This window comes from Arthrobacter sp. CMU6, assembly GCF_059090205.1.
Map to the genome: position 1 here is coordinate 20,601 of NZ_JBNHFL010000009.1, position 25,421 is coordinate 46,021.

General features: G+C 64.3%; 18 protein-coding genes and 1 pseudogene. 11 read left to right on the forward strand and 8 right to left on the reverse strand.

Features of this window, described 5'->3' with window-relative positions; translation table 11 throughout:
- Positions 1-421: 421 nt before the first annotated feature.
- Entirely contained in the window at positions 422-973 is a 552-nt protein-coding gene (locus AC5RWD_RS08080) for a TetR/AcrR family transcriptional regulator (RefSeq protein ID WP_494019518.1), read from the reverse strand.
- Between the two features lie 660 nt (positions 974-1,633).
- On the opposite strand from AC5RWD_RS08080, the gene AC5RWD_RS08085 reads away from it, so the two are divergent.
- Positions 1,634-2,029 (forward strand): DUF7793 family protein, encoded by a 396-nt coding sequence (locus AC5RWD_RS08085; RefSeq protein WP_494019519.1) that lies wholly within the window; start codon positions 1,634-1,636, stop codon positions 2,027-2,029.
- Positions 2,030-2,436: 407 nt separating this feature from the next.
- Here the strand turns inward: AC5RWD_RS08085 and AC5RWD_RS08090 are convergent, their stop codons facing one another.
- Positions 2,437-3,207: an NAD(P)-binding domain-containing protein gene (locus AC5RWD_RS08090; protein ID WP_494019520.1), complete on the reverse strand. Its 771-nt coding sequence runs from the start codon at positions 3,205-3,207 to the stop codon at positions 2,437-2,439.
- Positions 3,208-3,650: 443 nt separating this feature from the next.
- Here AC5RWD_RS08090 and AC5RWD_RS08095 point away from each other — a divergent pair, with 443 nt between their 5' ends.
- Both AC5RWD_RS08095 and AC5RWD_RS08100 read left to right on the forward strand, forming a co-directional pair.
- Positions 3,651-4,613 carry a threonine/serine dehydratase gene (locus tag AC5RWD_RS08095; protein WP_494019521.1) on the forward strand — a complete coding sequence of 321 codons (963 nt, stop codon included), beginning with the start codon at positions 3,651-3,653 and terminating at the stop codon, positions 4,611-4,613.
- Positions 4,614-5,385: 772 nt separating this feature from the next.
- Positions 5,386-6,255 carry a ThuA domain-containing protein gene (locus AC5RWD_RS08100; RefSeq protein ID WP_494019522.1) on the forward strand — a complete coding sequence of 290 codons (870 nt, stop codon included), beginning with the start codon at positions 5,386-5,388 and terminating at the stop codon, positions 6,253-6,255.
- Between the two features lie 12 nt (positions 6,256-6,267).
- On the opposite strand, the gene AC5RWD_RS08105 is transcribed toward AC5RWD_RS08100, so the two are convergent.
- Positions 6,268-7,593 carry a serine hydrolase domain-containing protein gene (locus AC5RWD_RS08105; RefSeq protein ID WP_494019523.1) on the reverse strand — a complete coding sequence of 442 codons (1,326 nt, stop codon included), beginning with the start codon at positions 7,591-7,593 and terminating at the stop codon, positions 6,268-6,270.
- A gap of 584 nt (positions 7,594-8,177) precedes the next feature.
- Between AC5RWD_RS08105 and AC5RWD_RS08110 the strand changes: the two genes are divergently transcribed.
- Positions 8,178-9,305, forward strand: a complete 1,128-nt coding sequence (locus AC5RWD_RS08110; RefSeq protein ID WP_494019524.1) for a metallophosphoesterase family protein — start codon at positions 8,178-8,180, stop codon at positions 9,303-9,305.
- A gap of 369 nt (positions 9,306-9,674) precedes the next feature.
- Here the strand turns inward: AC5RWD_RS08110 and AC5RWD_RS08115 are convergent.
- Positions 9,675-9,872 (reverse strand): annotated as a pseudogene (locus AC5RWD_RS08115) (DUF5956 family protein); the annotation flags it as partial.
- A gap of 206 nt (positions 9,873-10,078) precedes the next feature.
- Between AC5RWD_RS08115 and AC5RWD_RS08120 the strand changes: the two are divergent.
- Positions 10,079-11,668 carry an ATP-dependent DNA ligase gene (locus AC5RWD_RS08120; RefSeq protein ID WP_494019525.1) on the forward strand — a complete coding sequence of 530 codons (1,590 nt, stop codon included), beginning with the start codon at positions 10,079-10,081 and terminating at the stop codon, positions 11,666-11,668.
- Positions 11,669-12,289: 621 nt separating this feature from the next.
- Here the strand turns inward: AC5RWD_RS08120 and AC5RWD_RS08125 are convergent.
- The 3 genes from AC5RWD_RS08125 to AC5RWD_RS08135 form a co-directional block, all read right to left on the reverse strand.
- On the reverse strand, positions 12,290-12,916 hold the full coding sequence (locus tag AC5RWD_RS08125) for a hypothetical protein (RefSeq protein ID WP_494019526.1): 627 nt from the start codon (positions 12,914-12,916) through the stop codon (positions 12,290-12,292).
- A gap of 316 nt (positions 12,917-13,232) precedes the next feature.
- Entirely contained in the window at positions 13,233-13,784 is a 552-nt protein-coding gene (locus AC5RWD_RS08130; RefSeq protein WP_494019527.1) for an AMIN-like domain-containing (lipo)protein, read from the reverse strand.
- Between the two features lie 287 nt (positions 13,785-14,071).
- Positions 14,072-14,752 (reverse strand): VOC family protein, encoded by a 681-nt coding sequence (locus AC5RWD_RS08135; RefSeq protein ID WP_494019528.1) that lies wholly within the window; start codon positions 14,750-14,752, stop codon positions 14,072-14,074.
- A gap of 242 nt (positions 14,753-14,994) precedes the next feature.
- Between AC5RWD_RS08135 and AC5RWD_RS08140 the strand changes: the two genes are divergently transcribed.
- The 3 genes from AC5RWD_RS08140 (at position 14,995) to AC5RWD_RS08150 (ending at position 18,398) form a co-directional block, all read left to right on the forward strand.
- Entirely contained in the window at positions 14,995-15,738 is a 744-nt protein-coding gene (locus AC5RWD_RS08140; protein WP_494019529.1) for a YqjF family protein, read from the forward strand.
- Positions 15,739-16,949: 1,211 nt separating this feature from the next.
- Positions 16,950-17,831 carry a hypothetical protein gene (locus tag AC5RWD_RS08145; RefSeq protein WP_494019530.1) on the forward strand — a complete coding sequence of 294 codons (882 nt, stop codon included), beginning with the start codon at positions 16,950-16,952 and terminating at the stop codon, positions 17,829-17,831.
- 300 nt (positions 17,832-18,131) lie between these two features.
- Positions 18,132-18,398 carry a hypothetical protein gene (locus tag AC5RWD_RS08150; RefSeq protein WP_494019531.1) on the forward strand — a complete coding sequence of 89 codons (267 nt, stop codon included), beginning with the start codon at positions 18,132-18,134 and terminating at the stop codon, positions 18,396-18,398.
- Positions 18,399-18,765: 367 nt separating this feature from the next.
- Here AC5RWD_RS08150 and AC5RWD_RS08155 read toward each other — a convergent pair whose 3' ends face one another.
- Entirely contained in the window at positions 18,766-19,011 is a 246-nt protein-coding gene (locus tag AC5RWD_RS08155) for a hypothetical protein (RefSeq protein WP_494019532.1), read from the reverse strand.
- Between the two features lie 1,068 nt (positions 19,012-20,079).
- On the opposite strand from AC5RWD_RS08155, the gene AC5RWD_RS08160 reads away from it, so the two are divergent.
- Genes AC5RWD_RS08160 through AC5RWD_RS08170 form a run of 3 tightly spaced genes read left to right on the forward strand, consistent with a single transcriptional unit; the run spans position 20,080 to position 24,802 of the window.
- Complete coding sequence (locus AC5RWD_RS08160) at positions 20,080-21,102, forward strand: 3-oxoacyl-ACP synthase III (protein WP_494019533.1); 1,023 nt, start codon at positions 20,080-20,082, stop codon at positions 21,100-21,102.
- Entirely contained in the window at positions 21,096-23,783 is a 2,688-nt protein-coding gene (locus tag AC5RWD_RS08165; protein WP_494019534.1) for an alpha/beta fold hydrolase, read from the forward strand. Before AC5RWD_RS08160 ends, AC5RWD_RS08165 begins: the two co-directional genes overlap by 7 nt.
- Positions 23,780-24,802: an NAD-dependent epimerase/dehydratase family protein gene (locus AC5RWD_RS08170; RefSeq protein ID WP_494019535.1), complete on the forward strand. Its 1,023-nt coding sequence runs from the start codon at positions 23,780-23,782 to the stop codon at positions 24,800-24,802. Before AC5RWD_RS08165 ends, AC5RWD_RS08170 begins: the two co-directional genes overlap by 4 nt.
- Positions 24,803-25,421 lie beyond the last annotated feature (619 nt).

Sequence of the window (25,421 nt, forward strand, 5' to 3'; positions counted from 1 at the left end):
GAGCTGAAACCGAAGAAGACTGCCCCGGCCATCGGATTGAACCGCGGAGACCGACCCCTGTACCGCAATTCGCTCGTCTTGCCTGAATGGGTGAACCTGGCAGGCCGACCCCTTATGCAGGGCGCCGCCGGGCACCGCCGATGTGCAGTCCCTCATCATCGCTGTCATGCCGCAAGTGTCACAGCGGCTCATGGTGAATGGCTGAGGCAACCTTGGAAGCTGGGGGGTCGCTGAATGCATCAGGGGGATGGCGTGTGAACCGGATGGAAGGCGGTTCACCTTAGACTTCAGCGACGACGGCGGTGACCGAGAAGGGCGAATCGACGTCGTTCTATGCGGACCGTAAGGGATCAATTTCCCTTCATGGGGAACAGGCGATGAACACTCATGGCCCAGACCGCCGCCTTCAGAGCACGCGGGGTCAGGGCACGGGGCGGCGGTGGCGCTCGATAAGGGATTCGGCCAACTGCTGGGCCAGTTTCACTGCCTCCCGATCGCCTTCCATCGCGGAGATGATGGAGCCCTTCAGCAGGAGGTGCCATGCCCTGGCAAACAGCTCGCAGCGCTCCAGCCCGGCGTCTTCGGCCAAGGTCTGGACGTACCCCCGGATCCTGGCCAAATACTGGACGCTCGCGCGGCCCAAGGGATGGTCGGGACCCATTTCCATGAGGACCTTGATAAGCATGTTCGATTTGTAGCCGCCACTGCCGAGCCGGTCAGCGAAGACATCAAAGATGACCAACAGTTCTTCCTCGGGAGCAGCGCTGCGGCGCTTTGCCTCGGCCACGACATCGCCGAACCAAACCTGATCTCTTAGGGCCAGAACGGCAAGAACCAGGTCGTCTTTGGACGGGAAGTGCCGGTAGAACGTCGACTTAGCCACACCGGAAGACTCGATCAGTTCATTGACACCGACATCCCGGATACTGCGCCTGGAGAACAGATCATACGCAGTAGTGAGGATGCGTCTCATGATGTCAGCCGAGGCTGACGTGGGATGTCCCGGAAGTGAGTCGCCGGGACGGCGGTCCGCGGCCGTCACAGTCCGAAAGTTTCAGGATCGCAGGTCAAATCAGCCATCAGGCTCCCCCATTTTTGAAATTACTCTACTTGCTATTTCTGGCCCGCGTTGAAGTCGTAGGTCCACTCCTCCGACCGGTTCACCGATCGAGGCTGGCGACGGCTCCGGGTCTGCTTTTCCGAGTTTGAACAGAAACGCTGCAGCAGCCGGCGGCGGAAGTCGGTTCTGGTCCTTCGTCCGAGTCCATGCCAGTAAACCCGGCCGAGACCGCCTTCAGGGGAACGGGCCACCGCAGTGAGTGCCGGTCCCGACGCTGTTGGGGGGAGTACGCCGGGCCCGGCCATCCGGAGCGTCTGACTAGTGGCTAGCCAGCTCAGGATCCGTTTACTGTGCCCGAAGCACCCTATGAAAAAACGGGAATGCCCCTCAAGTGCGGGGTACTGGCGGGCGCACGTGACCAATTTGCCCTGCGTGACTTGCTTACCAGCGAATAGGACGTAGGCTGTGCCGAGCAGGCGGCAGGGGCGCGCGGCGCGGCGGCTTCGCAGCCGCCTATGACGGCGCTCCTGTGCCGGCGGCAATGCAATTCGACGGCTAGGGGGCCCAGCAAGCATGCAACCAGTTCAATTCGGCCCGGCGGCCGGCAATGTCTCCGTGGATGTCCTCAGTGAACGGCTCGTCCGGATCGCACTGAAACCGGGCGCCCGGATGACGGCGGCGGACGGGGCCTTCGCCCGCGAGAATCTGCTGGCCCTGACGGGCGGCAAGCCGTCCGTGGTGTTGCTTCAGATCACTGGAGTCGGCTCCATCAGCAGGGAGGCCATCAGCTTCTACAGTGAGTCCACTACTGTCCGGGCGTTCGCCGTCCTTGGTTCCACGCCGGTAGACAGGGTCATCGCCCACGGACTGCTTGGCCTCCCCCGACCCCACCAATGCCCGACCGAGTTCTTCACAGACACGCAGGACGCCATGCGCTGGTTATACGAGCAGGCCTCCGTGGAGGCGTAGCCCGTCCAGGTCAATCTCTCCCAGGCACGGCGCGGAGCTTCTTACGGGCAGACGCAGTGGTCCTTTCGGGGGCGGTGCTGGGCACCAGAATGCCCGACTCCCCCACGTGTACGGCACCGCGGTCGGCCTTGTCGCAGGGCCAATCGGACGCTATTTCCATGCCACGCCGCGCTCGTATCGCTGCCGGTGAGAGCACCTACAAGCCCCGTCACCTGAGCACGAAGAACGGGTGCGAGAGGCCACGGAACGCCATCCCGGCGTAAAAGTGACTTCGACTGACAAGTGGGATCCGCTGGGCGGATTCCCAACCAGGATGCCCGGTTCGAAGGTGATAAGACCTCGGGCCTAGCGTATGGCTTCCGTCCTTGGATTTGCGGGCATAACTGGGGCCGCCGGAGAATCGGTCGCTATTTCTCGGTGATCCTTGCAAGCAGCGCGTCGAGGCCGGACTGCACGGCGTCGTACGTACCTGCGGCTTCAAGGTCGCGCGCAAATTGCTCGTTGAGCCCTCCGGGCGTTGTGTGTGCCTGCGCCAGGGCCGCGAAGTCCGCGCCAGGCGAGTCGAGTTCGCCGGACAGGGCGGCGAAGGTGTCGGCGACGTAGCGGCGCGCCGCGGCTGTCGGGATGCCGGAACCGGAGAGCCAGTCTGCGATCGTTCCGAGGTAGCAAAAGTACGCCGCGACCGTGCCGGATGCCGCGGAGACCGATTCAAATGCCAGCTCGTCGGCGATCGCCATGCTCCCGCCAAGCCGGTCGAACAGCCCCGTTGCCGCCGGGGTGGCCGGGTACACCGGGGTCACGCTTCTCCGGGCCGCCACGGCGGTGAGCGGGATGGTTCGTGCGATATCCGTCGCGGGCGCGACCAGTCCGGCCAGCGGCGCGACGGGGAAGCCGGCTATCGCACTGACCACGGCCTGGTTGGCGCGGAACTGAAGCCCAGCCAGCACCTCTGCAGCGTGGTTGGGCAGCAGGCAGACGACCACCACGTCGCTGTCGTCCACGACCTGCTGGTTGCCTGTGGCTACCCGCACCGAAGGTAACCGCGCCGCGAGCTCAGTCGCACGCTCGGCATTCCTTGGGGAAAGCACGATCTCAGGCGGATCGGCCACCCCGTCGCAAAGCCCAGTGACGATAGCCGTCGCGATTGAGCCAACTCCAAGGACGCCGTAAGTGGTCACCGGACGACCCTACCTGACGACCGGCGCCTGCGGCACCGTCCGAATCTCAACCGCATCATGCCGGCGACAGCCTGCGAATCATTAACCGCACATGCGCTCCTGGAACACCTGGCCGGTTCGCTAAAGCATATTGGCGGCGCCCTCGGAGCAGACCTGGCATCCTCAACCTCGAGCTGCTCGTGCACGCATGGGACTTCGCCAGGGCCACCGGACAGGAGATCACCATCTCCGACGTCGTCACCGACTACGTCGAGGAGCTCGCCCAGCAGACCATCGCAAGAAGTACCTCGCTTCGGGACATCGCGTTAATAATCCGCAGCGCCATGTCTTCGACGCCGACGGTTTACTGCCTTTTTGTAAGCGGCGGCCCTGACGGTGAAAGGATTGAGCGACGCCAAGCCAAGAAGCTTCCAACTCGACCAACACGTGGCAGGATACAACCGATGATCACACGGGATCACGTGCTCGCCGCTGAGAGGCGAATCAGCACACATGTTCGACGCACGCCTTTGCTCCGCGGCGGCAGCTCCTCTGTTCCACTGTGGCTCAAGTGCGAATTCCTGCAACACACAGGCGTCTTCAAAGCCCGTGGAGCTTTCAACCGTCAGCTCGCCGCACTGGAGCGCGGAGAGCTCGACCCCGCCGTCGGCGTAGTCGCAGCGTCCGGCGGCAACGCCCGACTGGCGAACGCATACGCCGCAGCCGCACTTGGCGTCCCCGCTACCGTATTCGTGCCCGAAAACGCACCGCGCGTGAAGGTCGACCGTCTCCTCGCATACAACGCGACCGTCCGCCAGACCGGTGCCGAGTACAGCGAGGCCTACGAGGCAGCACAGGAGTACGTCGCCCAAAGCGGTGCACTCTTTTGCCACGCCTACGACCAGCCCGAAATCGCCGCCGGAGCCGGCACCATCGCGGAGGAAATCCTTCAGGACGAGCCCGGCATCGATACGATCGTCGTCGCCGTCGGCGGAGGTGGCCTGTATGCGGGGCTGGCTGCGGCGGCAGCCGGCAGGACGAAAATCGTCGCGGCAGAACCCTTCACGATCCCGACCCTGCACGCGGCGCTGGCGGCGGGCCGACCGGTCGACGTAACCGTTTCCGGCATCGCCGCGGATTCCCTGGGTGCGCGCCGCGTTGGCGACATCGCTTTCAGCATGGCCTCAAAGGAACCGCCCGTCTCCGTGCTGGTCAACGACGACGACATCATTGCCGCCCGGGCACGCCTGTGGAGCGATTACCGCATCCCGGCCGAGTACGGGGCTGCGACGGCTCTCGCTGCACTCACGTCCGGCGCCTACGTGCCTCAGAAAGACGAACGCGTGGCAGTAATCATCTGTGGGGCGAACACCGACCCCGCCACGCTAGGCGACCCGACCCCTGGGCAGCCCACCGCGAGGTCATGACGACGGAGCTGGACGTCTGTGGATCGTCGGCCATCCGTGGCCCGAAGAGATCGGGCCGGGCATCCTGGACAGGCGAGGTGCAACACACCGCAGGCCAACCATGCGGCATCGGCTTGCGCACTCTCATAAATCAGGCCCTCACCGTTTCAGCCGGCGTGCCACTGACGCCGTACCCGCTGCCTGAAGAAGGGGCTTACTAAGGGCCAGCAGGTGTTCTACGGTTGCGACTATGAGGCTGCACGTGACCTACCAAGGTGGAGACAGGGACGGTAAGTCTGAGCTCCGAGAATTATCGGAGTTCCCGATAGAACTTGCCGAAGGCAGGTACGAGTTGACGTTCCGGCACGCGAGCCAAGAACCCGACCCAACGGAGGCCGCAGCCAAATGGGTCTCGCAAGACCGACCGCCGAGCAATGACCGGCCGGCTGGCAAGCCGCCGATCGGTGAATCGTCGAAGTAGCCGCGGAGTTCGCATAGCTGGTTGAGGTTGCCGACGCCCGGAAGTGTTCAGCGGCTGGGGTGTGCGCACCTTGGCGAGCAACATGGGCGCCTACAACCAGGCGCCGGTTCCGAGCGGGCTGGATGGAAGTGCCGTACTACGGGCTAGCAGGTGCTTCGCTTGAGGGGCCACGACGCACGGGCGAGCGCAGGCGACGTCCTGCTATATCTTCGGGTCCATCCCAAGACGATCGGAGAACTCTGCAGCGTGTCAGGATTGGCCCGTTCGACGATTCTAACTCACCGGTGACGATTAGAAAGAGGCATCGACGCCATGGCCGATGTGTTGAACGCACTCATACTCTCCGGGCATATGACCTGCGAGCACGACAACGAGTTCCGCAGCTTTAGGGCCCACAACCAGTGGCTCACGACCATGCTTGAGGACACTGGCCGGTTCCGCGTCCGCGTCATCGAGGACCCGCGTGGGCTTGGGGCGAACGTTATCGACTGGTACGACGTCGTCATCATCGTGTTCGAGGGCCGGGACGGATACCACGAAAAAGCGGTCGGTTTCGGCGCTGAAACCGACGCGGCCTTGCTGAAGTTTGTTCACGACGAAGGGAAGGGCATCGTCTGGTTCCACGGCTCGGCCGTGCAGGAAGACGACTGGGGTTACCCCGAGGAGTACAACATCATGCGGGGTGCGAAGCTCAGCGTTCCCACCGGGCTGCGCCCACGTCCCTGGGGTGAGGCCCTGCTGCAGACCGCGCAGCCACGCCACCCCATCACGGAGGGCATCAGCGACACCTGGACTGTTACGGGTGACGACATCCTGACGGGCGTCCAGCTGTACGAAGGCGCGGAGGTGCTTCTCTCAGTGTTTGACGACTTGGAGTCGTACAGGAACGCACCCATGTGGCCGATGAGCCACTATCCGGTCGCCATTCCTGCGGAGGGCATCGAGGGCCTTCCCGGCATGAACACCCTGCAGCCTCCTGCGTGGATCAATAATTACGGCGAAGGTCGCAGCTTCACTATTACGATCGGGCACGACATCGACACCTTCCGGCGGATCGAGTTCATGCGGATGTTCCCCCGCGGGGTGGAGTGGGCTGCCAGGAGCAAAGTCACCTTGGAAGGACCCGACCGGCGCGGTGAGCGTCGTTTCCTGCCGTGGCCCTACTACAACCACGAGGCGTAGCGTGGAAAAGGTTCACCGCGTGGCTGGACCTGCCGGCGCTGCGCCGTAGAGGTCCCCGATGATGGCCTTGGCGATAGTCGACGCCGGGTCCCGTCCATCCGGTGACGGGGCAAGGTTGGTCCAGACCACCAAGGTCACATCGTTCTGCGGATCTCTGCCCATGAAGGTGTTGTAGCCGGGGAGTTCACCGGTGTGTCCGTAGAGCGGGCCGAACTGGGCCAGCGCCATGCCATACCGCGCGGCGTCTGGGCTGTCCGGGTCGATCGGCGCAAGGCTGTCCATGCGCTTCTTTTGAAGCTCCGGGTTGAGCAGTTTGCCGTCGGTGAGGCCCTCGGCCAAGGTCATGAGGTCGCCCGCCGTGGAGACGCCCTGCCCCGCGGCCCACGTCCAAGAGGGGTTGGCGTTTGTGTAGTCATTCGGTTTCAATGACCCGTCCTGTGCCTTGGCGATCAAGTCCGCCGGAAGCTTGGCGGTGGACAGGGTGAGGAGGTTGTCCATGTACATGTAACCGCGGGAGAAGGGTTTGGGCAGGTCCGAAGAGTCTGACGCCGGAAACGAGGTTTGTTTCAGGCCCAGGGGTTCCAGGATCCGATCCCGCACGATCTGCCCGAAGCCCTTGCCATCCAGTTTCTCGGCTATGAGCCCGAGCAGAACCGTGTTGGTGTTCGAATAGTGGAAGCCTTCGCCGGGGCCGAAATAAGCGGGCAGCGGCAGGGCGATGGCCACGAGTTGTTCAGGCGTCCAGACCCGATGCGGCGTGGTATCGAGGGCCTTGCTGAGCTCGTACGACTCCGAGTAGTTGTAGATTCCGCTACGCATGGTCAGGAGTTGCTCGATGGTGATGTTGTCGCCGTTCGGTACGTCAGAGCGGTACTTCGAAACGGGATCCTCAAGCTTGAGTTTGCCTTCCTGCACGAGCTGGAGGATGACGGTCCCCGTCCACGTCTTTGTGACGGAGCCGATGCGGATGTGGTCATCGAGTGAGACAGCTGTTGACCCGCCGGCGCTCGTTACGCCGTAGGTGAGGCTGACGTCGCCTTGGGTGGTGCGGAGCATCATGGCTGCTCCCGGAACGAGCAGCTCCTTGGCGAGAGTCCGGAATGTGTCCTGGACCTTGGCTTTGTCCAGTCCGCCCAGAGTCGCCGATCCTGTCTTTCCTCCTTCCGTCGTGCCGGTAGATGAAGCGGCCACCGATGGCGGTGCAGTGGAGGACGCCGGGGCCTGCGTTGGCGTGGACGTGCACCCGGAGATCGCCAATGCAGTTGCGGTTGCGATGCCGAGCCCAATGAGAAGGCGGGAGGGGACATGGCGATCGTGATTGTGCCTGGTACTGGTCACGGCTGACTCCCCGGCGACGCTGATAATTGCGCTCAACGTACCCCACCGGCGTCGCGGGATCTACCCCTTTCCCGGACCTGATGACATAAGGCAACAAACGATCACCACCTAACGCTCGGCCCCGCGCGGTCGTCGTGGCAATGGTGGCTGCCCGCCCAGAGCCCTACGTATAACTGCGTATTGGGATAAGTACACCCCTTTTATAGCCTTGGGGTAGCAGGCATAGGACCACGACAGAGGGTGGCCGCACTGGCCCTGCATTACGTTCAACTAGAGCTGACTCTCGCCGCCAAGAACGCTCCACTGCGTTCATCAGCACGACACCTATGAATGTCCCTTTCACATCGGGAAACAGCATTTGGAACAGCTCGCCAATCGGTGACAGCTACAGGCCCCACGAGGCACCCATCATGAAGACCGCAAAGCGCGTCCTCCTGGCAGTGGTTGCGGCATCAGGAAAAGCCGCAGCCCCCGCAGCACCGGCCCTCGATGGTCCCGGACCCGGAGGTCGCCGCCCCATCTAATACATCTACCTGCGAAGCGGGGTCCTGCCGTTCGTCAGGGACCTGCTCAGGGAGTGCGCGATGATCACTAAATCCCGAACCTCGTTGACTTCACTTCTCGCGGCGGCAACTCTAGGCGCCGGTGTTTTGTTCGGCGTAGGGGCCACCGGTGCCCCTCAGGCGCTTGCCGCGCCCACCGCGGTACCGCCCACAGACTCGTTCGAGTTCGCTGCTGTAGGTGACATGAACCCGGCAGGGAACACCTCCACCTCGTCGGCATCAGGCAAGAACGCTGCCAGCATCACCGCCAGCCTGAACGACGGGTCGCTGGACAACTTCATGGGTCTCGGTGACTTCCAGTACGAAAAGGGCACCTGTTCGGCTCTCGGGGCGTGGAATACCCTATGGGCTGGGGTGAAAGCCAAAGCGTTCTGGACGACCGGACCGAACCACGACGTACAACCCGGTGTCAACGATGACCTGGACAGGTACATGAATGGTGAATGTGTGTCCACGACGAAAAGCGCAACGAGCACCACTCTTGGCCGGTTCCAGGACGCCCTTGAATGGTATTCAATTGATCAGGGCAACTGGCACGTTGTGTTTGCTCCCACGGCTTCATGGCTGTACAACGCCGCAAGGGCACAGGCCATGACCGCGGAGATGGACGCCGACATGAAGGCGGCGAAAGCGGCCGGGAAGCATCTGGCTGCCGTTTACCACGATCCGTACTTCACATCGAACACATCGGTCCATACCCGCTACACTCAGGCCAAGCCGTGGATCGACATGTTCTGGGCGAACCGGGTCAAGGTACTCCTGTCAGGTTCACAGCACAATTATGAGCGGACCTGCCCCGTGAACAACGCGGACCAGTGCGTCCCGGACGGGATGCAGCAGTTCCAGGTGTCCACCGGCGGTGTCGGCTTGCGGACCTTCACCAGCAACCCTGCCTATGTGCAGAGGAAATTCAGCGACACATGGGGCCATCTGAGAATGAGCCTCAAGCCCGATGGCTCCTACACATGGGAATTCCGACCTGTCCATGGCGGGATGCAGACAGACAGCGGTTCAAGGGAGTCGGGTACCACCCCGCCCCCGGGTGATACGACGGCTCCGACGGTGACGGGTACGTCTCCGACTGCCGGTGCCACCCCTGCCAGGAGAGGGCGGGGCGGCTTTTTGGCTAGCGGGATTCTGCCGAACTAGTTCGGCCACCAGCCGATAGTTGCATGATTGGTCGACGTGGAGGACGTGGTGCTGTCCTGATCCTTGGGTGCTGCGTTTGCTGGAGCGGCAAATCCTGCTACAGCGAGAATGCCGGTCATCAGAAGCGTAGCGGCAAGCCTTTTCATCGCGATATTTCCCCCCGTTGTGGTGCTGCTGTGATACGTGTACACGTACGGGCGTCAGTATACGGCTCCCAGCTCAAGCCGTCATCGGGTAAATAAATCTCCGCAAGGTCCCGGCGAGAAGCTTGTACCCACGGAGGAGCCCGGCACAGCCCTCTGCAGGGCTCCTCGCATAAATCGGCGACCCGCAGAAACGTCGGCTTCGGACTGTAAAGGCGGGCGCTGCTCAGGTGTCCGTGGCGTAGAAGTCACGGAAAACCTGCGCGAATACGGGGCGCAGCTCTTTCGGATCTTCCCGCTCCCCGGCCTGCTCGGTGTAGCCTCTCACCGTCCTGCCGGCGTCCGACGTCGGGTGGCGGCGAAGGTTCTCTTCCCCGGCTGCGCATCCCATCAAGACTCCCCAACCGTTCTCTGGCAGCTCCGCCCATGATGCTGACTGCGGCCAGCTTCAGGTTCACGATACTGTCCGGGGCGTTCGACTATCTGGCTGGTCGTCGTCGCGATCGCCGTCCTGTACGCCAGCCTGATTCTCGGCAAAGGACCTGCTCAAAGGCGAGGATGTCGAGCCGGCGAAGGCCGCCATCACCACTAATCGCTGGCCATAGCCAGCGGCCGTGACAGACTGGTGCCATGCTGCTCGACGTGCTCGTGAGGACCTTGGAAGCCGTCGCGGGCACCCGCTCCCGGCTCGCCAAGGTCAACGAACTTGCAGACCTGCTGCTCCGGCTCGACCCCGCTGACATCCCGACGGCGGTCGGCCTGCTCACCGCTAAGCCCCGCCAGGGCCGCGTCGGGATCGGCTGGAGCAGTGTGAGGGCGGCCAAGGGCGAGTCCGCTCCTGAGCCGAATCTCACTATTGGCCACGTCGACGCTGCGTTGGACAGGCTGCAGGCAGCCACAGGCGCTGGCTCGACCGTGGAACGCGCCGCCGCCCTTCGGGCTCTGATGGCGGAAGCCACCGAACGAGAGCAGGCCTTCATCGCCGGTGTGCTGCTCGGAGAACTTCGTACCGGTGCACTCGAAGGCGTACTGACGGATGCGGTCGCCCGCGCCGCCGACCGGCCGGCCGAGGCCGTACGCCGCGCAGCGATGCTCTCCGGCGATCTCGGCGAGACCGCCCTGCTGGCGATCACGGGCACCGCGGCCCAGCTTGACGCTGTCGGCCTCGTCGTCGGGCGTCCCGTGCAGCCCATGCTCGCCGCAACCGCGGCCAGTGCTGGCGAGGCGCTGGAGGCGACGGGGGAAGCGTCGGTGGAGTATAAGCTCGACGGCGCACGCATCCAGGTTCACCGTTCCGGCGACGACGTGCGCATCTACACCCGCACCCTGGCCGAAGTGACCCACCGGCTGCCTGAGGTTGTGGAGGTGGTGCGCGGACTGCCCGTGCGCGACGTAATCCTCGACGGCGAGACTCTAGCCCTGGATGAGGACGGCGGGCCCCGGCCGTTCCAGGAGACCATGTCCCGGTTCGGGGCGAATGCGGCGAGCACCACGCTGCTGCATCCATGGTTTTTCGACGTGCTGCACATCGACGGGCGAGACCTCCTCGACGAGCCCCTGTCTACACGCATCGGCGTGCTCGATCGCATCGCCCCAGGGCACCGCATCCCGGGGAAAATTACTGCGGATGCGGCTGTTGCCGAGAGAGTGTCGCACGATGCGCTGGCCGCGGGCCATGAGGGTGTGGTCGTGAAGGCGGTCGGCTCGACCTACGCCGCCGGGCGGAGGGGTTCGAACTGGATCAAGGTGAAGCCGGTGCTCACCTACGACCTGGTGGTGCTCGCCTGCGAATGGGGGTCAGGACGGCGCACCGGGCTGCTGTCGAACCTGCACCTCGGAGCCCTAGACCCTGTTGGTGAGTTCGGCGAACCCGGAGGCTACGTGATGGTGGGCAAGACTTTCAAGGGCCTCACCGATGCGCTGCTGCAATGGCAGACCGAAAGGTTCCAGGAGTTGGAGGTGCGGCGTACGGCGGGTACGGTGTGGACCGAGCCGGTCACAGTGGTCGAGATCGCCATCGACGGCGTCCAACACTCTCCCCGCTATCCGGGTGGAATCGCCCTTCGGTTCGCACGCGTCAAGCGCTACCGCGACGACAAGACGGCCGCCGAGGCCGACACCATCCAGACGCTGCGCGCTCTGCTCCATACCCCACGGGGCAGAAAGGTATCGCCCGCGCCAGCGGAACCAGGTTCGGGAAGCGACGCCCCACTCCCGTGAAGAGTGCGCCGGCCATCACCAGGACCCCGACGATCATGTATGGGCGCCGCATATCAAACCGGGAACGGGAGCGGTCAGATAGGCGCCCGAAGTGCGAGTCCCCAGGAAGGCGCCGATCGCGCCGTAGCCCAGGACGTTTCCCCCGATGGTCGTGAGCGCAGTGTCTGTTTGTGCGATTGAGCTGGCCTTGATGGCCATGCCGATCATGATTGGCGCGAACAAAGCCACGAATAGCCCGAGCTACCGATGGCCAGGCCGGCGATGAACAGCGGGCCTTTGGAGGCGGCCGGGCTTGGTCTTCTGCGGAGACCGTAGCAGTGGGAGTGGACATCGTTGTCTCCAGTGTTATGGGGGTCATTGCCCGGGCAGTTGTTTCTAGCTAACACATCCGACCTGCGCAGCTAATCAAGCTCACCAGAGCAGAACCCCATCCGGGAATCGAGAATTCGCACACGAGTTCGGCCGACTTGGCGTCCGTACCCGACGCGGAGCAACACACATCACCTTTGATGGCAGCCTGGGCAGAACGAAGCGGTGCAAAGCTTAAGACTGGCCTGCGCGAGAACACAGCTGCGAACGACCGCCGCCCTAGGCACGCGCGGCTCATCCTCCGAGAGAAGACTAATTCACCATCAATTGGAGCTTGGAGACAAGAAACTCTTCCGCCTCGGCTGGGAGGTTTGCCCCAAGAATCACGTAGAGGGCTCGTGCTTTGTCGCCTGAGGAGATGAAGGCTTTCACTTGGATGACGTCAGAGTCCATCGTCGGCGGCCAGGCGATAACGAGTTGTCCGTTCTCGAAATCCAACTTGCCAGATACAGCCCACGCATCATTTGGTTGGAGCGAGAGCGGTCCCGGGTTATCCCAGCGAAAAACCCCGTAATGCTTGTCGCCACCAACTTCAGTCGTGTAGTGAAGTTTTCCCTTTGTGCCGGTCAAGTCGCCAGAATCCTTGGTCAGGCACCCTGCCAAATGCCAAGATCCTATTTGTGCGGGCGGCAAAACGTTGTGCCCGGGACCGGGATCGTCGACCCAACTGCCGCGCTTGTGCGCTTCCTTCGTCAGCTCGAATGAGTGCTCTGTCAGGTTGGCTATACGGATTGCCACTGTATGGTCGGTGCCAATCGCGTCATAAACAGCTTTCAACGATCTTTCGACCTCCTGTGCGGCGGAACCAACCCTCCTTGCAGTTTCTCCGACCGCAGAAGCGACGTCACCGACGTACTCGATTGCCTGAACGATAGCCATTGAGTTCCTAACGATGAGCTCGGGAAGAACCTGTTCTACGAATATGTGGGGCCGACAGACGGTCCGGGAGCGAGCCTTGCGGGCCATTGTCGCGTGTTTCCAAGTACGGGTTTTCTAATATTGAACCGCGCTCAATCGCCGGTCAAGGCACGCCAGGCGTGGACTCCGGCGGCCAGACCGGAAAGCAAAATCTCTTGGCGGTTCCCTAATGCTTTGCCGCACGGTGCGGGCAAAGCGGTGCCCCGCCTCCACCTGGGAGCGGGGCTTCGCTGTACCCGTCTCGTTTACCCGGTCTTGTCGGTCGTCACGTCTGGTGTCACCACTGGTGGGCTACGTCGATCACGAGCTTTGATCCGTTGCCGGGGCCGGCAAGGGTGTAGACCTTGAAGGGTAGCCGGGCGCGGACGCCGAGGCCCAGGGTGGTGTGACCCTCGAAGCTGCCCGCCCAGGCGACCTGCCTGAACGTCTTGTACTTAGAAACGTTGGTCACCTCGGAGCGGTTTGCAGGCACGAAGGTGGCCTTGCCCGTGGCGCTGTCATAGCTGGGCGAGTGGGCCGTGACCTGCAGGAATGCACCGCCCCTCAGCTTGATGGGCAGTCCGGACCCGTCCTGAACGACCTTTGAGACATAGCGGACGTTGTAGCCGGCCGCCTTTCCCTTGATGTCAATCACCAGGCGGTCGAAGCAGGCGTGCTGTCCGGAGCGAACATTGGTGACCGATGCGGCGCTCATGGTCTGGTTGGACTTGCCCAGCGAGCTCCAGACCAAGCCGCAGTAGGAAGTGGTTGCGGTGGCGGGCCCCGGAACCAGCAGGCCCAGCCCGAGAGCCATGATGATGGCAGTCAGCCAGGCGCTTAGTTTTTTCATGTTGGGTACCCCTTTCGGGTGCGAGTGATTTGGATGACTCCAGCGTAGGAGCACCAAAAGCCCGAGACGAGGGATGTTTCCGGTTCTTCGTGCAACCGTTAGACCGCCGGGAAACCGGTCACAAGACCGTGATTCCGGAGCGCTTTTCGGGGGGGTCGAGAGACGTTCGTAGCCCTTTCTCTACATGGCTGTTACTGCCGGTAACGGCCGATACGCGCCGGTAGGCAAAGGTGGGCCACGGCGGGTCCGCACATCGGCACTCGAGGTCCCTATCCGTTTCAGCGCTGTTAGCCTCCGAAGTGCCACGCATCGAGCACAACACGGCCGCGCGGAGATTCCAGCGTCGCGGTCAGCGGTGCGTTCTGCACAGTGTCGATCGGGCTCGTGTCAACGGCCGGAAGCTTCAGCACGTCGACCGCATGGGTCGGAACGCCGCGCAGCACCAGGGCCTGCAGCGCCACATCGGTGTGCGGCATGTGGGCACACGGATGGTGCCCTTCCCATTCGATCAAGCTGGGCAGCGCGCCTGCGCATTCTGTGCAGCCGTCGTCGCGGACTGTTATTCGCCACTTCAACACTCCGTGAGGCGTTTCCCGCTGCGCTGCAAGCAACTCGCCAGGGTTGAGGGCGAAGTTGGCAAGGTCCAGACGCAGCATCTCGATCTTGCCCGTGCGCGCCACTGCGTGCACCAAGCGAGGTGATTCGCGGACAGCCTCGCGCACCTCGGGGCGGTCGATCCCGAACCAGCGCGGCCTCCCTGGCGCCGGCGCGTCAGGATCGATCGCGATGACCTCGAGGTAGCAGTCGGGGAAACTCTCGCTGCTGATGGCAAGTACTCGGTTGTGAGTACCCATCAACGGGTGCCTGCCGCCACCGGAGGGCTGAACGCCGAACGTCGCCACGCACCAGGCCGAGCCCTGTTCCAGCGAATCGGCGGCGATGACCAGGTGATCGATGACGGCGTTCACAGCTCAACCGTACCGCTCGGGGTGTTCTGCAGATCGGCCCGGTGTCCCTGCCGGCGACTCGCCAACAGCGCCCGGTACTCCTAAAGCTGTCCCCGAGGGGCCAGTAACTGTAGGTACCTGGCTCTGATTGGTCTGGAGGAAGCCCAGAGCTCCTGGCTCTGCCATTGCCGGCAACGGCAGGTAAGCGCACGATGAGTGCATGCGAACACAAATCACTCCCAGCACATATTTTTGGAGGTGAGATGGACGCGGACAATGGCGCCCGGGCAGGGCCGCCGAGCGGAGACGCCCGATATTTCCCGTTGCCGGTGCATCAGTCATGGGCTGACGTGGTCTTCCTTCATTGGAAGGTTCCCGTAGCAGTGGCGCAGCCTTACATGCCCCCGGGTGTCGAACCTGACGTGTATGCCGGCATGACGTGGGTCGGGCTGATCGGTTTCCGGGTAACAGGCACTTGGCTGGGGCCGCGCCTGTGTTTTCCCTATGCCGGGACATTCACCGAGGTCAATGTCCGGCTGTACTCCCGTGACGCTGCGGGGCGGCACGGCGTGGTGTTCCTGTCGTTGGACGCCGACCGGCTCGCGTTCGTGCTGGCCGCCCGTGCCGCCGGAGTGCCGTATGTGTGGTCCCGCTGCCGCCCCACGTCGATGCGCGGCACCTCCCGGGGATACGGATACGAAGTGGAACGGTTCCGCGGGCAGGGGAATTCCTCGTTTGGCGCCTCTCCGGAAATGGACCACCCGGCGCTGGACGGATTGTCACTCTGGCTTACAGCCCGCTTCGGGCTCCATGCCCGCATGGGGCGGCGGGTCTTTTACCTGCCCATTGCTCACCGGCCCTGGCCGCTGTATTGCGCTACGGCCACCGCATTGGACGACGCGCTGGTCTGCGCCGCCGGGATCACGGTCCACGGGCCGCCCGACTCCGTGCTGTACTCCCCCGGTGTTCGGACGCAGTTCGGCCAGCCCCAGCAAGTTCGGGGCTGATTCCGGGACCTGATAACCGCGACCGGCGCCCGGAATTGGAGGGCGCGCAGTCGCATGCGAGCAGCGGCGCTCCCAAGCACTTAGCAGATCTGGCCCCGGATGCGGGCACAATCGCGGGACCGGATCGCCGGCCGCCCGGTTGGGCTATCCCCCCACGGGCACCTGCCTCACGGGTCACCAGGCCGGCCGACTGCAGGGCGGCGCGCAGTCTTTCCGAGAGCTCCCCGAGGGATCCCCCTATTCCGGCTCATCGGCGTCGTCCCATAGCTCCGCGAGCCCGAACTCATCTCCTGCCACCCGTTCAACCGCATTCCCGAAAGGCAAGAAGCCCCATGCGCCCATCTGTCCGCCCTTTCGGTTGCCGAATAGCTGTTGCTGAGCTTGATACGACAGGACGTTAGGCGCCGGAGGAACACGATGGCCGACGGCTAAACCACCACGTCGTCGTTCTCCGAAGGGCAGGCGACCGGCCACAGAGCCAGCTAGGCATCACCTGTGTCGGCCGACATGTCTGCACCGAATTCTCCAGACGTTCGTGCTCGGACGATTTACTTGCCGCAACACCGGACCGGCGGCGCCTAGCTCCGCGGCAGCATTGACCATACCGACACCCCCCTGGTGCTAGCCTCGGCCGGCTAGGACGGTGATCGCCTCTTCGAGCATTGTGCCGGCCTCGCTCCGGAACGCCGGCGGCTGCTTTTCAAGCTTCATCAGTGGCGGATAAAATGTTCCCTGCGGACGGTATGCAGAATCCGTCAAAGGCGTCCCAACGGACCAGGCCAGCGGGTAATCACGCGCTTCCACTGTGGTGAAGGCTGGACCCGGGATTCGTTGGTCCTTACTCCCAATGGCGGGAGAAATGGGGCTGCGGTGTCGTGTCGAGCCGCCCATTGCGAAAACTTCACCACCCTGCCGGTAATACCGTTTCCCACGGCTGGAGACCTTGAAGAGTCTCTTGATCATGTCTGCGACCGAACTGGCTGCAGGGGTGGGGGCATCAGTTGTTGCGGTGTTCGCCGGTATCCTAAGCCGCGATATCGGCGCCCCGCACGTGGTCGAGCCCCGCCAACCCGCGGTTCGCCAAAGCAATCCACAGCAGTCCAGAAGGGCTTAGCCCGTCATGCGGTGGCAGCAGGCCGGTCACGTGGCCCCGCGCACCGCCATGAACGATCGCATACGTGACAAGTACGCTCTAACAGCAAGGATGCGTGATGGGCAGCGCAGTGGTTCCCAATGGCACGCCGCATGATCATGACGGCAGTCCAGATCAGGAAGATCCAGCGGATAACCTCGCTTACGACGGCACTGTTGACTACCGCTTGGCAGAAGACTCCGACGCGACGCAGGCCATATTCTACGCCCAGGCCTCCAGTGGCTACGGCGAGGAAGCCGTCCCCAGCGAGGAAGCTGAATACGTTCAGGGCTCCAGTGGCCACAGCGAGGAAGCCGGCCACCCCGAGGGACGTGGCGCTGGCAGCTACGGTGCTGCTTTCCTGACGGGTGGCTCCGGCGCCGTAACCAGACAAGTCGTTATCGCGCGCCAAGAGGATCGGTTCGGTGGCATCAAGATCGGGTCGGCTTTCTTCGGTTGGTTGTCAGCGGTAGGCATTGCAGTTCTGCTGACCGCCTTCGCCACAGCGGGCGTCGCGGCCGGGCTGCTGACAGGCTGGGACGGAAACGTCATATCCGGTTCACCATCTTCACAGGCGATGGGAATGACCACAATCGTCCTCTTGTTGATCGTTTTCATTTCCTTCTATTCGGGCGGCTACGTGGCAGGGCGGATGGCGCGCTTCAACGGCGTCGGTCAAGGCCTGATGGTGTGGCTATGGGCAGTGCTCATGGCTGGAGTAGTGACCGCTGTGAGCATGATCATCGGCAGGAGTGTGAAAGTCGCCCCCGCTGGCAGCGGTTTTCCTGGCATTGCTTTCTTCGAGGGGCAGGTCAGCATCAGCGATCTCATCGCAGTCATAGTCGCGGCGGCCGTAGCCCTTATAGCAGCGGTTTTGGGTGGCACCGCTGGCATGCTTTACCACCGGCGCGTAGATCGTGTTGGTTTTTCTCCACCGGCGGAGGAAGAGTACCAGGCCTGAATATGGTTTCGTCCCGACATCCCCCAACGCCGATCTGCCCGGAACGGAGGTCGCCGCGGATAAGCACGAGCAGATCCTCTAATGCCCGGGAGGGACTCCTGGACACACCACAAGCTGCCTACGTTGGTTAGGTTTCAAACGCCCTCCAATCCAACGGCGCACGGGACGGCTTAGCGAGCGGAGGTCCATCCCGCACTGTGGTCCGCGCTAGCGGCAGCAGCCACTTATCAAGCGCCGGCCACGTCCCCGCGCTGCCACGGATTGGGCAGCAAACCGGTACCTGCTTGGGATGGGACTCCAGTGGATCAGGCAACCATCATCGGATATACCTTCGGCTACATGGCGACAATCGTCGTCGTCTTGATACTGCTTCTTCCTGTGCTTATCGCCCTTGGGCTGCTCCTGCTCTCCGTCGGCGCACTGCAATGCGTACTCCTCTTCCTGAAAGCAAGTGCGCGGGCCTTGTACCGGGGCGCAGCGTCGGTCGGCAGGGACGTGCGCCGACGCAGCAAGACGCTTCTGGACAGATTCCACCGTGGCGGGGGCGGGCGCCTCGCACCGCACTGAACTGTTGGCGACAGATGGCTTAGGCCGCATTGCTAGGCGGAGACGAAATGAGCGCAGCACTCGTGGGGTCGCCGGCTGAAGAACCCGGATTCACGGAATCCCCTTCAACTTGGGCTCGTCATGAAAGAGGCGGCACGTTCCCTGCGGAGTTGCCGTCTTCAGGCCTTGCCCGGCGGGGCGATGATCCTGAGGGCCACCACCGCTTTCGCGGTCCTACGGCCATTCGAGGCAGTCCGGTGCTTCTAGGCATGCAGCCAGGCACTGTGGCAGAGTGCGGCCCCCGAGGACCTTGCCCTGCCGGCGACCGTTTTTCACATTCCCTGAGCCAGAGCCCCCGGCTGAGAGGAGGTAGCGCAAGTGGGGTAGGTCAAGCCACAAATGGCGCGTTTAGGGTTTGCTGTTCCGGGATACGCCGGATGAGCAGGGCTTCGAAGTCCACCAGTTTCCGGGTCCCGCTGCCGGCGTCCAGGATCCAGAACATTCCCATGGACGGAATTGTTTGGAGCACTTTCCCGCGGTTGTAACGTCGTCCCTCATGCCAGGCTTCAATCACATCCCCCACGGTGAGATCCTCCAGATCCCGCACGATGCCTTCCGTTTGTTCTTCCGTCATGACCCCTCCTTCGTTCCCAGCCAGCAGGGCGGACCCCCGTCTATTCAGGCTATGGGCCGCAGGTTGCACCGGCGTTTCCGGGGAATGACGTCTACCGTACGATTAGGGCGGCCTGAATGCGGACTCATAGGCCACCATGCAAGGACCTGCCGATAGAGCATCTTGAAAGTTGGATGCCCAGCGCCGGAAACCCCAGCCGCGTGATGGTTAGCGGAGGGGAGCAATAGGCCGCCGCAGGGTGTCACCGACGCGATGGAAAAGTCCGGTGGGACTCGAATGCCCGTCTTCCGGGGCACTGCGGAAGCCGAGCGCAATCTGTTCATTGCGGGCGAAAGCGGCGTAAAGCTCGCCGGTCCTCGCCATTCATGGCCGACCACACTGTCATCTCCCGCGCGCATCCAGAGGATCATTCCAGCCCATTTCATAAGACTGCTTAGTATTTTTGGAGTTGTCTCACTACACTTTGTGTATGGAACCGTTGGTGTCAATCGCGCTGGTATTCGTGATGGCGTTGCTTTGGCTCGCTGTCACGGTGTTGCTGTTGTCCAGGATCAACAGGGAGGAGCGGCGCGCATTGAAGCAGCAGAGGAAAGCTTGGCGTATGAAAGGGCGCCAGAGTCCGGGGAACCACGTGCCGAAGCGCTCGGTTCAAGCCCGGAAGCGTGGACTCCGGGTCGCCAGGCGCTCCTCAAAGCCCAAGCCGCCCGCCCGTCCAGCGGCCGGCTGACGCGACCCTGACAGCGGTGGTCATTGGTTGATGGATCCGTGTTTGGCCCGCTGCTGATGCTCCGCCACCGTCGCCGCCGTAACCCTGTTACGGTTCTCGACCGCCGATCCCCGACGGCCGTGGGATGGCGTGCTCCCGTTCCAGGAGGGATGTTCACTTCGGTCTTCGCCGCCCGATTTGTCACCGTGCGGGCTCTCGCCACCCGGTGCGGACTCAACGCGGTCCTATGGCCGACTTATATGCATGATCCGGGTTGGCACCGGCATAGTTAAGCTCCTGGGCTTGCGCTTATGGGCACAGTCACCGCATGGACGCAGTACGGAAACGAACAGAGGTTTGACTTGGCAGGGAATGCAACCTTCCGGCACAGCAACACCGCGCTGCTTTCGGTAAGCAGTGTCGAAGCTCCGAGGATCGTGAGCTCCACGGAATTCGACCGCAGGTTGGCTTCAACCCTGCAGCGGCTGAAGTTCCCGCCGCGGCTGCTTGAGCGCGTTGCCGGGGTGACGCACCGCCGCTGGTGGGCGGCCGGGACGGCCTTTGACGATGCCGCCGCGGAAGCGGGCGCGAAAGCCCTGGCCGAAGCCGGCGTCGAAGCGTCCGAAATCGGCCTGCTGATCAATACTTCGGTCACGCGGCGCAACCTCGAACCGTCCGTAGCGGTAAAAATCCACCACGGACTCGGCCTGCCGTCGTCGGCCATCAATTTCGACCTGGCCAACGCCTGCCTGGGGTTCGTGAACGGCCTGACCCTGGCGGCCAACATGATCGACTCAGGCCAGATCAAGTACGCAATGATCGTCAATGCCGAGGATGCCCAGGCAACGCAGGAAGCCACGCTGGCCCGTCTCCAGCGGCCCGAGACCACGCGCGAGGACTTCAACCGCGAGTTCGCCACACTCACCCTGGGCTCCGGAGCTGCTGCCGCCGTTCTGGGCCAGGCAGACCAGCACCCCGGTGCGCACCGGGTCGTCGGCGGTGTGATGCGTGCCGGCACCGAACACCACGAGCTGTGCGTGGGCGGCATTGACGGCATGGCCACCGACACGAAAGGCCTGCTCGACGGTGGCCTGCAGCTAGTCGTCGAGGCCTGGCAGGAAGCCCGGCCGGAGTGGGATTGGACTGCCATGGACCGTTACGTCACCCACCAGGTAAGCAATGCGTACACGCAGGCAATCATCGATGCCATCGACCTGGACCCTGCCAAGGTACCCATCACGTTCCCGCACTGGGGTAATGTAGGCCCCGCCTCCCTCCCCATGACCCTCGCCGCCGAAGCGCAATCCCTGGAATCGGGGGACCGGGTCCTCTGCATGGGCGTCGGATCCGGGCTGAACACCGCCATGATGGAAATCGTTTGGTAACCCCCGACTGGCCCGGCGTGGATCCCGCATGGTCGCGCGAAATCGATGTGGTGTCCACGTCCAACGCCGATGCGCCGGGCACAGTGCGGCGCTGGCACCTATTGGACAACGGCGCCGAGCTCGCCCGCCTCGGCCTGGAACCCGCCGGGACCCTGCTGTGCGTGCACGGCAACCCCACATGGTCATACCTGTGGCGGACGCTGCTCGAGGCCGGGTCGGATCCGGCCCATCCCTGGCGCGTTATCGCGGTGGACCAGCTGGACATGGGCTTCTCGGAGCGCACCGGCACCTTCCGGCGGCTGGCCGACCGGATCAGCGACCTGGGCGATCTGACGGATGCACTGGGCATGGACGGACCCGTGGTGACGGTGGGCCACGACTGGGGCGGAGCGATCAGCCTGGGCTGGGCCCTGGCGCACCCGCAGCAACTCACCGGAGTAGTGCTCACCAACACCGCCGTCCATCAACCCTCCGATTCGGAAATCCCGCCCGCCCTGCGGCTTGCCCTGCACCCCGCAGTGCACCGGTGGGGTACGACGACGTCGGACGCCTTCCTGCGGGTGACGCACTCGCTGGCTCACCCGCCGCTGCCCGCCGACATCCGCAAGGCGTACATGGCCCCTTATCCTGGAGCCGACCGGAGGGCCGGGGTGGGGAACTTTGTGGCGGACATTCCCGTGGACGCGTCTCACCCGAGCTTTCCGGCGCTTCGCGGCGTGGCGGAAGGGCTGCGCGGGTTAAAGGTTCCGGCGCTGATGCTCTGGGGCCCGCGGGATCCGATCTTTTCTGACCGATACCTCAAGGACCTCACCAGCCGGCTTCCGCATGCCGACGTGCACCGCTTCGAAGGCGCCGGCCATCTCGTGGCGGAGGACCGGGACATCGCCGCACCGGTCTTCCAGTGGCTCGCCGCCAACCTGGGTGCCAGAAGCGAAACCCTGGAAGCGGAAGCCGCAGCTGGTAGCCAGGCGCTGAAGAATGCGGCCGAGCCGGAGCCGCTGGCCTTCCGGCCGTTGTGGGACCTGCTCGACGAGCAGGCGGCCGGACCTGCGGGAGGAAATACGGCCGTCGCTGAAATGGCACCGGACGGCACGGTGGCCCGCTCTCTCAGCTGGCAGCAGCTGGACAAGAACATCCTGGACCTCGCCGCCGGGCTGCGGGACGCCGGAGTGGGAAGCGGCAGCAGGGTAAGCCTGATGGTTCCGCCCGGGGTGGACCTGACCGTTGCCCTTTACGCCTGCCTGCGGCTGGGAGCCGTGGTGGTGGTGGCCGACGCCGGACTGGGAACCAAGGGCCTCAGCCGCGCCGTGAAAGGGGCTACCCCCGATTTCCTCATCTGCATTGACAGGGCGCTGGCGGCTGCCTCGGTGCTCGGCTGGCCCGGACGGCGGATCAGCGTGCGGGACCTCCCGGCCGCCCGCCGTCGGCTGCTGGGAGTGGAGACGTCCCTTGCCGCACTGGCCCGTTCCGGTGCGGCCCGCGGTTCTCAGTCGACGGACAGCGTGGATCCGGATGCCCCAGCCGCCGTACTCTTCACCTCCGGCTCCACCGGTCCTGCCAAGGGCGTGCTCTATACACACCGGCAGCTGGCCGCGATGCGGGATACAGTGGCCGAAACCTTCGGGATCCGTTCCGGTGCTCGACTCGTGGCGGGCTTCGCCCCGTTCGCCTTGCTGGGGCCGGCGCTCGGAGGCGTTTCGGTGACGCCGGCCATGGACGTTACTGCGCCCCGCACCTTGACGGCCCGCGCGCTGGCGGATGCCGCCGCGGCCATAGACGCTGCCGTCGTCTTTGCCTCGCCGGCGGCGTTGCGCAACGTCCTTGCCACCCGGGATGCCGTGAGTGCGGCGGGGCACAAAGCCCTGGAAAGTGTCGAGTTGGTTCTGTCTGCCGGCGCGCCCGTCCCGGAACCGCTCCTGGCAGAGGTGCAGCGGCTGCTGCCCCGGGCCTCGCTGCATACCCCCTACGGGATGACCGAGGCGCTGCCGGTCACCGACATCAGCCTCGAACAAATCCGGGCCGCCGACGCCGAAACGGCTGCCGGCACCGTGGCGGGATCAGGCAATGGCGTGTGCGTGGGCAGGCCCGTGCATGGCGCCCGCGTGGCCGTCGTCCCACTGGCCGCCGACGGCACCGCACCGGGGCGGCATCCCGTGACGGAGGCCGGAGTGACCGGCGAGATTCTGGTCAGTGCCGCGCACGTCAAGAAAGCCTACGACAGGCTCTGGTTGACCCAGCGGGAGAGCACCAGTCTGCCCGGATGGCACCGCACCGGCGACGTGGGGCACTTCGACGCCGCCGGCCGGCTCTGGGTGGAAGGACGTCTCGCCCATGTCGTGACGGCGCCCGGGGCCGTGGTGACGCCCGTGGGCGCCGAGCAGGCCATCGAACGCCTGGAGTGCGTCCGGTTGGCCGCCATCGTCGGGGTCGGACCGGCTGGTACGCAAGCCGTGGTCGCCGTCGTCGAAACCGTACCTCCCGCCCGCAAAGCCGGCCCTGCTGCGCCACAACTCGCCCGGCGTGTCCGCGGGGCGGCCCTGGATGCTGGCGTCCATGTTTCCGCTGTACTCACAGTCCGCGCACAGCCCACCGACATCCGGCACAACGCCAAGATCGACAGGACCCGACTGTCCCGCTGGGCTTCCCGGGTCCTGGCCGGCGGCCGCCCGGGAGAGCCATGAGGGTCCTCGTCACCGGCGCAAGCGGGCTGCTCGGGCGGGAAGTGGCCCGGCTCCTGGTCCTCCAGGGCCATGCCGTGACCACGTTCCAACGCCGTCCCTCAGGAGTCGACGGCGCAGTGGACTTCTGCGGATCCGTCACGGACGATGCAGCGCTCCGGGGAGCAGTCGAGGGGTCAGACGGAATCATCCACCTGGCCGCGAAAGTTTCTTTCACTGGCCGTGCCGTGGAGTTCGACGAGGTGAACGTCGAAGGGACCCGCCGCCTGCTCCATGCCGCCCGTGAGGCAGGGGTACGGGACGTGGTGTTCGTCTCCTCCCCGTCCGTGGCCAACTCCGGCGCCGCCATCGTCGGGTTGGGCGCGGAGCCGGCTGACCCGCAGCATGCGCACGGCCATTACTCCCGCACCAAGGCCGAGGCGGAATTGCTGGCGCTGGCAGCGGACGCTCCGGAATCCCGGGTCGCCGCGGTGCGCCCCCACATCGTCTGGGGCCCGGGTGACACCCAACTGGTGGAACGGGTCCTGGCACGCGCCAGCCGCAGCCGCCTGCCGCTGCTCGGCGCCGGCGCGGCCCTGATCGACACCACCTACGTGGACAACGCCGCCTCGGCCATCGTCGCCGCCCTGCACCGCATGGAACATATCCGCGGCAGCGCCCTGGTCGTGAGCAACGGCGAGCCCCGCCCCGTCGGCGAGCTGCTGGCAGGCATATGCGCTGCAGGGGGCGTCCCGGCGCCGTCGTGGACCGTCCCGGGTGGGGTGGCGCGGACAGCGGGAGCGGTGGTGGAAAAGCTTTGGACCTGGGCAGGGCGGAAAGAGGAGCCGCCGATGACCAGGTTCCTTGCTGAGCAGCTCTCCACCGCCCACTGGTTCGACCAGCGCCGGACCCGTGAACTCCTCAACTGGACGCCCGCTGTCTCGCTCGATGACGGACTGGCGAGGCTGGCCGAGCACTATAGTTCCCAGTCGAGTTCTGGCCGCGCCCGGGAGCGAGGCGCTGACGGGCTTCCTCGTCTTTGATCTTCCCACCAGATATCTATATCAACCATCATAGATTTGAAAGCATGCCGGGCGGCAGACGCAAGAGCTTTTCGGCTTTCCCCTGAGGTGGCGTGCTGGTCCGGCTGCGGCCGCGTAGCGCCTCTCGTCCAGGGCGACTGTGTGGATAACCAGAGCCCCGTAGAGGTCATCCAGAACCACGCGGTCACCTGGCATGTCGCCCTCAAGAACCGGCGGACAGTCCCGAGCGCGGCTGATGAACCATTCCGGACGGCTGGCAAGCATCCAGGTCCTGCCTTCCCCCGCCTGGATGCGGACGGCACACTCGACATACTCCGCTGCTTTGCTCAACCGCCCCTCCTCCGGGTGTGCGGTACCTGTGGCCGGACGCGCCGCCGGCCATAGTCCATTGGTCAAACTTGGAAGACGGGCATGGGACGTTCGGGGAGCGGGACCCGCCGGCGCTACCCACATTCGCCGCCGATGATGTCTGATCCCGCAGGCAGTTCCAGGCCAGCCCGCCAGGACGGAGCCCGAGTAATTACCGGTAAGAGCGGCTATCCGGCTTGGTGCCCAGAATTGGCTTACCGACAGTTGCGGCAGCAACGCCGGGGACCAACCGGAAGCATTCACTGCCTGT

Bases quoted from the DNA above. Each gene is read 5' to 3' on its own strand.
- AC5RWD_RS08125 (WP_494019526.1), bottom strand. From the start codon at position 12,916: ATGGCTATCGTTCAGGCAATCGAGTACGTCGGTGACGTCGCTTCTGCG.
- AC5RWD_RS08095 (WP_494019521.1), top strand. From the start codon at position 3,651: ATGATCACACGGGATCACGTGCTCGCCGCTGAGAGGCGAATCAGCACA.
- AC5RWD_RS08170 (WP_494019535.1), top strand. From the start codon at position 23,780: ATGAGGGTCCTCGTCACCGGCGCAAGCGGGCTGCTCGGGCGGGAAGTG.
- AC5RWD_RS08140 (WP_494019529.1), top strand. From the start codon at position 14,995: ATGGACGCGGACAATGGCGCCCGGGCAGGGCCGCCGAGCGGAGACGCC.
- AC5RWD_RS08080 (WP_494019518.1), bottom strand. From the start codon at position 973: ATGAGACGCATCCTCACTACTGCGTATGATCTGTTCTCCAGGCGCAGT.
- AC5RWD_RS08120 (WP_494019525.1), top strand. From the start codon at position 10,079: ATGCTGCTCGACGTGCTCGTGAGGACCTTGGAAGCCGTCGCGGGCACC.
- AC5RWD_RS08085 (WP_494019519.1), top strand. From the start codon at position 1,634: ATGCAACCAGTTCAATTCGGCCCGGCGGCCGGCAATGTCTCCGTGGAT.
- AC5RWD_RS08130 (WP_494019527.1), bottom strand. From the start codon at position 13,784: ATGAAAAAACTAAGCGCCTGGCTGACTGCCATCATCATGGCTCTCGGG.
- AC5RWD_RS08110 (WP_494019524.1), top strand. From the start codon at position 8,178: ATGATCACTAAATCCCGAACCTCGTTGACTTCACTTCTCGCGGCGGCA.
- AC5RWD_RS08100 (WP_494019522.1), top strand. From the start codon at position 5,386: ATGGCCGATGTGTTGAACGCACTCATACTCTCCGGGCATATGACCTGC.
- AC5RWD_RS08155 (WP_494019532.1), bottom strand. From the start codon at position 19,011: ATGACGGAAGAACAAACGGAAGGCATCGTGCGGGATCTGGAGGATCTC.
- AC5RWD_RS08145 (WP_494019530.1), top strand. From the start codon at position 16,950: ATGGGCAGCGCAGTGGTTCCCAATGGCACGCCGCATGATCATGACGGC.